Source organism: Kribbella aluminosa (assembly GCF_017876295.1).
Taxonomy (GTDB): domain Bacteria; phylum Actinomycetota; class Actinomycetes; order Propionibacteriales; family Kribbellaceae; genus Kribbella; species Kribbella aluminosa.
This window is the reverse complement of record NZ_JAGINT010000002.1, coordinates 1-12,285: the sequence shown is the minus strand read 5'-3', so window position 1 is coordinate 12,285 and position 12,285 is coordinate 1. Positions and strand designations below refer to the sequence as shown.

10 protein-coding genes and 1 pseudogene are annotated in these 12,285 nt (G+C 63.0%); 7 read left to right on the top strand and 4 right to left on the bottom strand.

What is annotated here, in order from left to right:
- Positions 1-11: 11 nt before the first annotated feature.
- The 4 genes from JOF29_RS21330 to JOF29_RS21315 all read left to right on the top strand — a co-directional run bounded on the left by JOF29_RS21330 (position 12) and on the right by JOF29_RS21315 (position 5,282).
- Positions 12-1,298: a tyrosine-type recombinase/integrase gene (locus JOF29_RS21330; protein ID WP_209695878.1), complete on the top strand. Its 1,287-nt coding sequence runs from the start codon at positions 12-14 to the stop codon at positions 1,296-1,298.
- A 20-nt stretch (positions 1,299-1,318) separates the two neighbouring features.
- Positions 1,319-3,805 (top strand): tyrosine-type recombinase/integrase, encoded by a 2,487-nt coding sequence (locus JOF29_RS45450; RefSeq protein ID WP_209695879.1) that lies wholly within the window; start codon positions 1,319-1,321, stop codon positions 3,803-3,805.
- Positions 3,806-3,831: 26 nt separating this feature from the next.
- Positions 3,832-4,572, top strand: coding sequence for a TetR/AcrR family transcriptional regulator (locus tag JOF29_RS21320; RefSeq protein ID WP_209695880.1), 741 nt, complete (start codon positions 3,832-3,834; stop codon positions 4,570-4,572).
- An 86-nt stretch (positions 4,573-4,658) separates the two neighbouring features.
- Entirely contained in the window at positions 4,659-5,282 is a 624-nt protein-coding gene (locus JOF29_RS21315; RefSeq protein WP_307863531.1) for a class I SAM-dependent methyltransferase, read from the top strand.
- A 51-nt stretch (positions 5,283-5,333) separates the two neighbouring features.
- Here JOF29_RS21315 and JOF29_RS21310 read toward each other — a convergent pair whose 3' ends face one another.
- On the bottom strand, positions 5,334-5,909 hold the full coding sequence (locus JOF29_RS21310) for a TetR/AcrR family transcriptional regulator (RefSeq protein ID WP_209696264.1): 576 nt from the start codon (positions 5,907-5,909) through the stop codon (positions 5,334-5,336).
- Between the two features lie 62 nt (positions 5,910-5,971).
- Between JOF29_RS21310 and JOF29_RS21305 the strand changes: the two genes are divergently transcribed.
- From JOF29_RS21305 to JOF29_RS21295, 3 genes and pseudogenes are all read left to right on the top strand, one after another.
- Positions 5,972-6,631, top strand: coding sequence for a class I SAM-dependent methyltransferase (locus tag JOF29_RS21305; protein WP_209695883.1), 660 nt, complete (start codon positions 5,972-5,974; stop codon positions 6,629-6,631).
- A pseudogene (locus JOF29_RS21300) lies at positions 6,628-6,774 on the top strand (ATP-binding cassette domain-containing protein); the annotation flags it as partial. The gene JOF29_RS21305 and the pseudogene JOF29_RS21300, both read left to right, overlap by 4 nt.
- Before the next feature lie 62 nt (positions 6,775-6,836).
- Positions 6,837-8,384: a recombinase family protein gene (locus JOF29_RS21295; protein ID WP_245359956.1), complete on the top strand. Its 1,548-nt coding sequence runs from the start codon at positions 6,837-6,839 to the stop codon at positions 8,382-8,384.
- Between the two features lie 514 nt (positions 8,385-8,898).
- Here the strand turns inward: JOF29_RS21295 and JOF29_RS21290 are convergent.
- From JOF29_RS21290 to JOF29_RS21280, 3 genes are all read right to left on the bottom strand, one after another.
- A complete protein-coding gene (locus JOF29_RS21290) occupies positions 8,899-10,761 on the bottom strand; it encodes an FtsK/SpoIIIE domain-containing protein (protein ID WP_209696262.1) in 1,863 nt (620 codons plus the stop codon).
- Between the two features lie 77 nt (positions 10,762-10,838).
- Positions 10,839-11,123 (bottom strand): hypothetical protein, encoded by a 285-nt coding sequence (locus JOF29_RS21285; protein ID WP_209695888.1) that lies wholly within the window; start codon positions 11,121-11,123, stop codon positions 10,839-10,841.
- 256 nt (positions 11,124-11,379) lie between these two features.
- Entirely contained in the window at positions 11,380-11,547 is a 168-nt protein-coding gene (locus JOF29_RS21280) for a hypothetical protein (RefSeq protein ID WP_209695889.1), read from the bottom strand.
- Positions 11,548-12,285: the final 738 nt, after the last annotated feature.

The following is a 12,285-nucleotide window of genomic DNA, read 5'->3' as shown; positions in this document are numbered from 1 at the left end:
TTAGGCGCTCCATGGACGGACCCGACGAGTTGGCGAGAGATCTTGCTTCTTTGCGCGTGCCGTTGGCTGGTGCCCTGAGGGTCACGGACAACGAGTGGGAGCCGTACGAACTGATCGATGTGCGCGGTCTCGTGGAGCCGGGAGTTGCGCTGTTCTTGGTGGATCTGCAGGCGGCTGGGCGTCGGCCGTCGACGCTGCGGTCGTACGGCATGGCTCTGCTCCGATGGTACCGGTTCTTGTGGGCGGTCGATGTTGCATGGGACCGGGCGTCGAGGATTGAGGCCCGGGACTTCAGCAGGTGGATGCAGATCGCGGACAAGCCGTCGCGGGTTCATTGGCGCAACCGCGGCACCGATGCGGTCGACACGACGATCGCCCGGTTAGCAGGGCAGCGCGGGTCGGCCGGTGTTCCGAATCAGGTCACGGGCAAGCCGAAGCTGGGAGCGAAGTATGCGGCGTCGGTCCGCGCACATAGCGAAACGGTGCTGAGGACGTTCTACGACTTTCACCGGGACGTGGGCAGCGGGCCGGTCCTGAATCCGTTCCCGCTGGTGAGAGAGCGCCGAGATCATCGTGCGCATGCGCACCAGAGCTCGATGGAGCCGCGCCGCAACGAGCGGTCTGGGCTCTACCGACCTCGGGTTCCCAAGCGGCTGCCGCGCAGCGTCCCGGACGAGTATTTCGACCGGCTGTTTGCGGCCTTGCCCAGTGACCGGGACCGGGCGCTTGTGGCGTTCTGGGTTTCCACCGGTGCTCGGGCCTCGGAGCTTCTCGGCACGTGCCGAGGCGACGCCGACCCTGGCCAGCAAGTGATCTCCGTGGTGCGCAAGGGTTCCCGCGCGGTCCAACTGCTGCCCGCGTCGTCCGATGCGTTCGTGTGGTTGCGGCTCTACCAACAGCAATTGCACGGGAAGGTCCCGGCCGGGCGGAGCCAGCCGTTGTGGTGGACGCTTCGCCGGCCGCTGCGTCCGTTGACCTACCCTGCCGCGCACCGGATGTTCGAGCGTGCGAATGCGGGGCTTGGGTCGAATTGGACGCTGCATGATCTTCGGCATACTGCGGCCTATCGGATGGCACGTGATCCGGAGGTGCCGCTCACCGACGTGCAGTGGGTCCTCGGACACGCGCATCTGACGACGACCCAGATCTACCTTGCCCCGCATCAGGACGAGGTGATCGGCAGCATGCTCGCCCACCACGCGCGTCAGGCCGGGCGTCGCGCCCAGGTGCCGGTTGCTCCGGTGGCCTCCGGCTACCGGCCGGATGACCTCGACGTGCTTTTCGGGAAGCCGATGTGACCGCGAGGTTGGGTAGCCCCGTGCGGCGTGTGCTCACGGATCCGCCGATCGAAGCGGCCACGATCATCACCGAGCATCCGGTGGACGATCTCCTTCGGCGCTATCCCCCGCGGCGGCCCGTCGATTCGTGGCCACAGACGTATTTCTCGCGCGAGCAGGTGATGGAGTTGCTGCTGCACTCCCGCTATCGCTCGGCTGTCTACGAGACTGAATACGTGCGCCGTCGCGGTCTCAGGTGGGTGCTGAGCTGGCTGGAGACCTTTCCTGGGGAGTCGTGGCAAAGCCGATGGTTGGTCAGTGGCGCCGATGCGGCGGGTTGGGAATGGATCAAGCTCGTCGAGCGGTGGCTGAAACCCGACGCGGCAGTTTCGGCCAATGACCACTTCGCGCTCCTGAGTGGTGTCAACGCCTTGATCTACAGCGAAGTGGTGCGGCCGACCTACCGCTGGTTGCTCGGGCAGCGAGGGCCCACGAAGCTGCTCAAGCGAGTCAAGGCTGTCATCGACCCTGCCGGGTTCAGGCGTCTGCACGAGGTGGCCAGTAGTCTTGAAGGCGTTCACGACAAGCGCCTGCAGGAGGCGCTGAATCGGGTTGCCTGGATCGTGATTCACAAGGGCGGCGGTGTCATGGACGTCACCTTGGGCGACCTGCTAGAGCTGAACGAGGCAGCGAGGGCAAGGAACCGACTGCGGGTGAGGCACCTCAACCTCACCTATCAACTACTGCTCGGTGCAGGTGTCCTGCCCGACGGGCTCCCGCCCAACATCCGACCGCTGATCAGCCGCGGACAGGCCAGCGTCGAAGATATGGTCGACCGCTACGAGGTCGCCTGCCGGTCGGTGCGCGACCTCCTGGTCGCCTACCTCAAGGAACGCCAGCCCTCGGTCGACTACGTCACCTTGGACCGGACCAGCCACGATCTGGTGAAGCTTTTCTGGAAAGATCTGGAGCTTCACAACCCCGGCATCGAGTCCCTGCGCCTGCTGCCCGAAGTCGCAATCTCCTGGAAACAACGGGTGAAGGTCCTGCGGTCCAAGGACGGCACCTCGAAGGGCGAGCGGAAGAATTATCCGGGCGTGCTGCTGCAGGTCCGAGCCTTCTACCTTGACATCGCTCAATGGGCAGCCGAGGAACCGGAACGATGGGCTCACTGGGTGGCGCCCTGTCCCGTCAAGGCGAACGAATGTGCTGTCCGCAAAGCGAAGCTGCACCGCAAATCCCGGATGGACCAACGCACCCGCGACCAACTGCCAGCGCTGCCCTCCCTGGTCGACGCGCTGAACCAGTACCGCCGGCGCTGCGAGCAACTCCTGCAGGCCGCCCGGACCACAGCACCGGGTCAGCCGTTCACCTGCCACGGCGAGCCCTGGACACGTCCGCAGATGCCTTACAACCACACGTCCAAGGTCTACGCCACTGACGACACCGGCCGGCGCCACGACCTGAGTACACGCGAAGACAGGGCGTTCTGGGCCTGGGCGCTGGTCGAGGTCCTGCGACACAGCGGGGCCAGGATCGAGGAAACGCTCGAACTCACCCATCACGCCTTCGTGCAATACACGCTGCCCACGACCGGCGAGATCGTCCCGCTGCTGCAGATCGTTCCGTCGAAGACCGACACCGAGCGGCTAATCCTGGTCTCTCCAGAACTCGGTGAGGTACTTGCCACCGTCATTCGCCGCATCCGCACCGACGGCGCGGCGGTGCCGCTCGTCAGCGCCAGGGATATCCACGAGAAGACCTGGTCCGCGCCAATGCCGTTCCTGTTCCAGCGGCAGTACGCCTCCGAACGCCGGGTGATCAGCTCAGCCTGTGCCCGAGACCTGATCAAGAAGGTCGCGGAGGAAGCCGGATTCGCAGCCTCCTCTGGAGGCGAGGCTGTCACCTTCACCCCGCACGACTTCCGGCGGATGTTCGTCACAGACTTGGTCATGAACGGTCTCCCGCCCCACATTGCCCAGGTCATCTGCGGTCACCAGGACATCAACACGACGATGGGCTACAGGGCTGTCTACCCGCAGGAAGCGATCAGCAACTTCCGCGGCTTCCTCGCCCGACGACGATCGACCCGGCCAGGTGCCGAATACCGCACCCCCACTCCCGAGGAATGGGACGAGTTCCTCGGCCACTTCGAGAAGCGGAAGGTCTCCACGGGATCGTGCGCGCGTGCCTTCGGAACTCCCTGCATCCATGAACACGCCTGCGTCCGTTGCTCGATGCTCCGTCCCGACCCAGCCCAACGCCCCCGCATGACCGAGATCAGAGACAACTTGATCTCACGCATCGCGGAAGCCGAACGCGAGGGATGGCTCGGCGAAGTCGACGGACTGAAGATCAGCCTGGCCGGAGCCGAGGACAAGCTCCAGGAAATGAAACGGCTGGAACAACGCTTCCCGACCATCCACCTCGGCATGCCCGACTTCAGCCGCGTGACCGCCACGACCATCACCCCTGCTCAGACCGGACTGGAGCCACCAGGGCTATTGACCACCAACACTATTGACTGACTGAGTCGGTCAGTTATAGTCGGTTCATGGTTCGGACGATTCCTTCAGACCGGTTCGCGGCGGTGGTTGCTGCGGCGGCGCGGGTGTTCATCACGCATGGCTATCAGCGTGCTCAGGTGCAGGATGTGGCTGACGAACTTGGGCTGGCCAAGGGCACGTTGTATGGCTACGCGCAGGGCAAGGCGGCCCTGTTCGCGGCCGCGGTGCGCTTCGCGGACGGGCATGAACCGCTACCAGTGCCGGCCGATCTCCCGGTACCGGCGCCGGCGGATGGGGAGGTCGCGGCGCTGGTGTCCGACCGCCTGATCCGCGAGGTCGCAGACCTGAGGCTGGCCCGGGCGCTGACCGATCCCCTCCCCGCCGACGCGCCGCCGGCGGACCTCCGGGCGGAGTTCGTCGGCATCGTCACCGACCTGTACGCCCGCCTGGCCCGGCACCGGATCGCCATCAAGCTGATTGACAGGTGCGGCCCGGAGTTGCCCGATCTAGCCGAGGTGTGGTTCGGCACCGGCAGGCGGGCGAACGTCAGTGGCATCGAGGAGTATCTGGCCCGCCGTCAGCAGGCCGGCACCGTCAGTCTGCCCGGGCCGGCGCCGTTGGTGGCCCGCACGATCGTGGAGCTGTGCGCGCTCTGGGCGGTGCACTGCCACTTCGACCCCGCCCCCGGTCCCTCCGGCGCCGTCGCGTCCGTCGTCGTCGACGACGCGGCAGTTGCCTCGATGATCGCCGAAATTGTCGCACGAGCGACCACCCCAACCTTGAAGTGACCGGAGGCCACCCCATGCTGCGACGACGCTCCTGCCCTCTCCCTTGCGCCGACCGGCGACCCTGGCACCACCGCGCCCGCAGTGCCGTGGCAGCGGCGGTCGGGCGATATCTGTCCGGTCAGGCCGCCCGGCCATCTGGCGCGGTCGGCAGGTTGATGGGCCGCAACTGGGTCCGGGAGACCGCCGCGGTCAACGACACAGCCATTGAACTTCTGCGCCTGGTTCCCGGTGAGCGGATCTGTGAGATCGGCTTCGGTCCCGGTCGCACCTTGGAGCGGCTTGCCGCGGGCGGCGCCGAGGTCGTCGGCGTCGATGTCTCCCCGACCATGGTCGACACGGCCAGCCGCCGTAACGCCAAGTCCATCGCCGCTGGCCACATGCGCCTGCACCAAGGCGATGGCATCACGCTGCCCGTAGCCGACGATGGCCTCCACGCGGTCATCGCGGTACACACCATCTACTTCTGGCCTGAGCCCATCACCACACTGGCCGACATCTCCCGAGCGCTTCGCTCAGGTGGCCTACTCGTCCTGGCCTTCCGGGCCGGCGAGCATCCACTACCAGCCCGCTTCGACTCTTCTGTGTACAACGTGCCGACGACTGCCGAGGCCACTGCGTGGCTCCACACGGCAGGTTTCTGTGACATCCGCGTCGATCACCGACCAGACATCGCCCCCACGATCGTGTGGGTCTCTGCAGCAACGCCCTGACCAGCCGCATCGGACTACTGCCGACGGGCCACTCGATCCTTGCTGTCGGCCCTAGTCGCCTGCGATCGCGGTGACGGTGCCTCCGACGATGCTGGTGATGGTGTCTGCTGCCGTGGGCGGTGACGGCTTGCCCGCGTCCAGCCACGCGATCACGGCTTCGACAGCGACGGTCGGTATCAGCTGCGCGGCCCACTGCAGCCGGTTCTCGTCATGGATCACTTCCCTTAGGTACGGCTCGGCGGTCGCGGTCATCGCTGCACGGAGCTCATCGGCGTGGCGGCGGAAGTCGGGCTCTTGGGCCGACTGGCGGAAGAAGAGCTTGAACCCGTCGGGGTTGTCCTGAGCGACCGCGATGAGTGCCTGAAGGCTGGACTCGGTGAGGTGGTTGGGATGTCCCGTGGCCTCGCGCAGCTGGTCGCTGACTTCGTCGAGGACCGCCTTGTACAGCTCGGTCTTGGAGTCGAAGTGCCGGTAGATCAGCACTCTGCTGACGCCGGCCTCGGTGGCGACGTCCTCGAGGTTCGTCGCCGCGTAGCCGCTGCGGGCAAAAGCCCGGGCAGCGGCAGCGATCAGGGCCTGGCGCCGCTCGGGGCGCTTCATCAGCTTGCCTTCAGTCGGCGCAGCCACGACTCTCCTCAAGTGTTTACATCCGTGTTGACACTTGCTTGTTAACACCTCATGGTAGTGCCATGCCAGCACAGATGTCGCACCCGCTGTTCGCCCGTGTGTACGCCCGCCTCAGACCGGTGATGGATCGCCAAGGTGTGGCCGAGCATCGCGGCCGCCTGCTCACGGGCTTGGCCGGCCGTGTCCTCGAGGTCGGGTGTGGTGACGGCGGGAACTTCGCTCACTACCCGGCCGAAGTCACTGAGGTCATTGGCGTCGAGCCCGAGCCCTACCTGCGCACCAAAGCGGCAGAGCGCTCGCGTGAGGTCGACGTGCCGGTCACCGTGGTCGACGGGCCGGCGGAACAACTGCCGGTCGACGACGGCTCGTTCGACGCCGTCGTGGTCTCGCTGGTGTTGTGCTCGGTGGCCGATCCGGGCCAAGCGCTGAAGGAGGCCTACCGGGTACTGCGCCCTGGTGGCGAGCTGCGGTTCTATGAGCATGTCGCCGCACCGGCTGGTGGCCGCCTGGCGAGGGTCCAGTGGGCCGCGGACGCGACGTTGTGGCCTGTGTTGATGGGCGGCTGTCACGTGGCCCGCGACGCGGCGGCGGCGATCAGCGCCGCTGGGTTCGTCATCGAGGAGATCGACCGTTTCGACTTTCCACCCGGTCAGCCGTCGCCTGCCTCGCCGCACATCCTCGGTCGCGCGACTCGCCCCCAGACCAACGGGACGGCGTCATGAATGGCGCTGGCATCGAGGTCCGTGGCCTGGCGAAGTCGTTCGGCACGGTGCGGGCGGTCGACGATCTGAGTTTCGAGGTTGCTCCCGGGACGGTCACGGGGTTCCTCGGGCCGAACGGCGCCGGGAAGACGACCACCGTTCGCTAGCGGAACAGACTCCCTACTTGACCTAGAGTGATCAACAGGGAGGTAGTTCCGTGACGGGTATGACGTTTACGCGCAAGGTTTGGTCCGACAAAATAGCCCTGCTAATGGCCGGTACTGGGGTTGGCGCGCTGAGTTATGGCCGTGCGAGCAAGGATAAGAAGAAAGAAAAGTACTCGGTCGGTACTCAGTTGAACATGAATGACGAGAACATTAACCGGCATTCGTGGAAGAAAGTAGCTGAGTTCAGCGATAACGATGTATCCGCCTCGCGGCACGCACCGGAGGCGAAGCGGAAGCGGAAAGACTTTGAGCGTCTTATCCTTGCAATCAAGTCGGGCAAGGGTGACGTATTGGTCCTGACGGATATGTCTCGGTCACAGCGGATGCTTGCCGTATACGCCATGTTGCGTGATCTCTGTTACGACAATGGATTGTTCTTCTGGCTGGTAGAGGGAAACCTGTATGACCTTCGGGTGACGGCGGACCGGGCGTCTTTGGGTCAGCAGGCTTTGAATGCTGAAACTCAGGTGGACACGATCCATGACAATACGTCGCGTGGTTTGAAAGGCCAGATTGACGCTGGTCGCCCGCATGGTCACGTTCCTTACGGCTATGAGCGTTTCAAGAATCAGAAGACAGGTGCTTTCGAGCGCCAGGATTTCGACCAGACTTCGTATGTCGTGAAAAAGGAAGACGGCACCGAAGAGACTTACACGCCGTATAGCATCGTGCGGGAAATTTTCTGGCATGCGCGACGCCTTGTGACCGAAACGGCTATCGCGAACCTGTTCAACGCTCGCGGCATTCCGTCGCCTAGTGGCAAGTTGTGGTCACGGCAGACAATCAGGAGCATTGCGACGAATCCGGTCTATGTCGGCAAGCGTGCACATTTCCGCGAGGCTGTGACCGATGGCCAGTGGAAAGGGATTGTTACACCGAAGGTTTTCCACAATGTGCAGGCAATTATCAGTAGGGCAGTGGAGTCCGGCCGCACGCACCGGCCTTTCTCCCGGGTCTGGTTGCTGTCGTATGCGTCGAACTGCGGCGAGTGCGGTTCGTGGATGCACAGCAAGCACAAGCAGGACAGGAAGAAACGGAAGTCTGTCGTGTACTCGTGCGCCGATAGTGCTTGCGCTTCGGTGGATATCTCGAAGTTCGACAGCTATGTAGAGGCGTCGCTTGTTTCGTGGCTTTCACGGCGTGACATCTACGAAAAGATGGTCTCGCTGACCAGCAAGCATGATTCGGATATCACCATCTATGAGACTGCGATTGCGGAAGCACGCGCGCAGATTCGCGAGATCCCGGCTTTGTGCAAGGCGGGCAAGTTGAGTATTGCTCTGGCTGGTGAGATTGAATCGCAGATGAATGCCAAGATCGGCGAGGCGCAAGACGCGATCCGCGCGGTTGCCGTTCCGGATATTCTGATGGATTTGATCGGGCCGGACGCTGCCGAGCAGTGGGCTTCCATTGCTGATATCGAACTGCGGCGGCAGATTATCAAGTTGGTTTGCGCGCCCCGTCTGCGGTCGGCGAACAAGAATCCCCGTATGCCGTTGGCTGACCGTGTGTCGTTCGGTGGCCTGATGGGAGACCTTGCCGCCTGAGAACCCCGTTGCCTGCCTGTAAACGCGAGAGGCGACCGGCCGGACCTATTCGGGTATGGCCGGTCGCCTTTTGCTATGCCTGCCTGTCTAGGTCGTCGCCGAAACCGAGGACCAGTGCGAGGGTTTCTATCGCGTCGTCGTCGGGGAGTGGCATTGCGGAGACTCGCGCAACAATTGCGGGATCGGTTGGTTTGTAGGGTTTGTTCTTCCAGTAGTCACTGAGTGGCAGTTTCAGCATTTGCCCGCCAATGTTTGCGGGTTTTTGCTGTTGTGGTTCTGTTTTCTCCTTTCTCGCCTTTGCGGCGTTGGGTTGGCGTGGCGTGGTGGGCGCTGTGAACCCCCTTCCCAGGGTGGCCGGACCGGGCCTTGATCAGGTCCGGTCCGGCCACCCTTGAATTGGTGACGTTTTGTGACTGTGCGGGAAGTGTCTCCGAAGTGTCCACGGTGCCCGGATGTGTGCCTCAACGTGCGGGCGCGCGTGAGATTCCGGGACTTTGAGACAGTCCGTGGACAGTTACGGTGAGTGATCTTGTGGCCGGTTGGCGGGGTCTCCGCCGGTGTCTCCTTCCGGGGTCGGGCCGGTGCTGTCGGCGGGCCGGTCGGCAGGGGTCGCCTGCCGGGGCCTGACGGCTCGCCAGCGGCCATAGCTGGGGCTCGCGATGGTGGTATCGGCCTGACCGGCTTTCAGGCGCTTGTAGACCCACGCTCGGCCCTTGCCGGTCGCGTCCTGCAAGACGCCTGCGGTGACCCCCTCCGGTGGGGCGTCTCGCAGGGTCGCCCAGAGCGCCATTTCCGGGCCTGACACGGTCGCGGGTGCCCCGATGGTCTCCGGACCCCCTGACAGGCGCTGAGAACGGCTCTCAGGGCGTCCGGTGCCTGCTGTGTCGGCAAGCTGGTCGGCTGCTGAGCCGGGACGGGCGTAGGTGGTCGCGGTCTCGGTCACGTCGGCATCGGTGATCAGATACGCGCGTCCACGGCGGGGTGTGTCCATTCCCGGACCGGACACAAAGAATTTCCCCGGTCCGTCGAACTTCGTTGCATCCCAACCCGCCGAGAGTTTCCCGACACCCAAGATCAGGTCGACGTCGGGACGCTCATTCACCCGCAGACAGAACCTGATATTCATTTGGGACCGCAGCGCCGACGATTCACCCATCGCCTTTTGAGTCGGCCGCTGAGTAGCGATCAACAGGACTACCGCAACAGCACGGCCACGCCGGGAGATTGAATCCGCCAATCGTTGGGCTTTCTTCGACAGTTCCGCGTATTCATCGATGATGATAAACAGTTGCGGTGCATCGAATTTCGGATACCACTCACGCCGGCCTCGGCCCATTAGAAATTCCGCGCGTTTCTCCAATTCATCTACACCGGCTTGTAGTAGCCGTTCGGCGGAATCGTTATCGGTGGCCAGAATTTGCAGGACGCTCGACCAGGGCGCTAGCTCCATTCCCTTTTTCAGGTCGATGCCCCAGGCAATGGCATCGCCGCATTCTGCGATCCGTGCCAGGATCACGTTCAGCAGCCCGGATTTGCCGGAGTCGGTAGCGCCACCGATCAGGACATGCTTTCGCAGCAGCGGAACCGTGATCGGTGCGCCGTCTTCGAATACCCCGACCGTGACCGGCTGAGTGATCGACGCGCGGGATTTCCCGACGACTGGCACGGCGCGTGGTTCCCACACAATGGGTTGTGCGTGGGGGTCGGTCTCGACTAGTCGCAATGTGAATTGCGATGCGTCGTCGGTGACCGGTTCGGCGCGTGTTCCACCGATCCGGGCACCCAATGCCGATTCCAATTCGGGTAGCGCCTTGACTACGTCCGAATAGGTTTGGCCGCGCCGGAGTTTGATTCTCGCGGTCCAACCCCATTTGTCCATTACCGCTGACACCATCCGTGCGCCGGTCAGTCCGGCCGCGTCGGCAGTGTCGGGGAAATGGTCCCGAATGATCCGGACCCGGGTAAGGCGTCGCCTGTCTTCCCGCCACAACCACGGCACCGCGAAAACCCCGGTACCGATGATGGCAAAGGATTCCATCGGGCCAGCGGTCGCGCCGTGAATCGTCGCAGCGGTCAGCCACTGCGTCACAAACGCGATGAATCCCGCTCCCCACACACGGACACGCCACCTCTCCAATAGCGGGAAGCGTGCCAGCACCTTTGCCGGACGGACTGCCAGCACCACAATTCCGGCGATACCGGCCAGCACGATCAACGGCCACCAATTCGGGTGGACCTTGTGCAGCCACGAACCGGCCAGCAAACAACCGGCCAGCCAATACAACGGGGCGAGCTCGGCCCGGTAGCGCCACAGCAACCGGCCGACATGCCCGATCAGATAGAACGGCTCACTACCCGATCCGTAATGAACCGGCACTATCCACAAATCATCTCTCCGGCCATAGCGGCCGGGGCGGCCCCGTCGGTGAGACGGGACCGCGCCACGACGACGCATCAAAGAGATTCACCTCCCCAAAACCGCAGGGGAAGAACTTCCGCCAATGGGTGGAACGGCGGAGGCGCTGCAAGCGCATCCGTCACGTAAAGCCACGGCGAATCCAGCGCCCATACCGAAGCCGTGCTCGGCTCGTTTTCGACCGCTGCCAGCAGACCGGCGCGGCAGGAAGCTTCAAGGATTTGATAGCGGGACCGAAGCCGTTTGATCTCGCGGACCAAGTCGGGCACATCGGCCGAAGAAATAATGAATGCATCAACCCCGGCATCGCGAGGGAGATTCATCGGGGGCACGCGCAAAGTCGCCTCAAATCGGGCGCGGGCTCCGTCTACTTGCTCAAGAGACATACTGCGTGAATACGGAACGTTCAGGACAAATCACCACCAATTATTCAGGAAGCACAACGGATAGGTTTCAGTCATGCGGTTACTCCTCTCAACTCGACTACATGGATAGTTCGGGGAATGGTCGGGCCAATACTCCTCCCCAAGAAAGTGGCCCGACCGTGTCAGCTACTCAAGCCGCCTTAGTGCCTACTTCTCACTTGGCACCCAGGAACTCCGACAGGAACTGCCGGATATACGGCGCGAACTCGCTAGACGCCAGGAAGAACCCGAACAACACACAAATCACAGCCTGAATCAACGTCAGGCTTGTGTATCGGATCAACACAAAGACGCCAACAGCAAACGTCAGCAGCAGCGACACCGAAATAATCAGTACTCATCACCCCCTCTCGATCTCCTCGAATATGAGAGAGAGGGCGACCCCGTTGACTGCCGGTCGTGAGGCTTACCGGCAACCGTTGGCACGGTCATTCCGCACGAAGCGGTAACGCCGTACACACTTCTCACAGCCAGCTCGGCCCTTGGCTTTCCGCGCACCACACGCGCAGCGAGTCGAGAACCACACACGCTGACTAAAACGCAAGTAACCACCTCCTCAAAGAGTCATTCGTGGGGACCAAGTTCCCTGACACAACCACCGATCCATCACACGCATACCCTGAGCAACCGCGTCAACACCCTTGGATAACCTCCACAGACCCTTGAGTTCCTCTGGGCAACCACCCTCCAATCTGCGAACGGGTACCATCCTTGACCCCCAAGACAACGGAATAACATCAAGACCAACCAGTCTCGCTGCAGGAAGTTTGCAATTCCCGTACACCTGCCTGTCAACCCCAAATACAACGCGCTTGAATGCCATAAAGCCATCAGCACCCGCCATCACGTGCATCAGCACCGGCATTGCCCGGTAGCAACACGAAACCCGCGCACCGCCACGAAACCTACCTCTCGGGGAAAGGAAGATACACCAGAGATTTCGCTGTTCACGGGTCTACGAGACTCAGCGTTTTCTATTACAGAAGTCTTTAGGCAACCTCCCCGCTCAAGCTGTGAAGTGCCTAACTCATGGACCAGCGCGCGAGCGGAGGATTGCGTC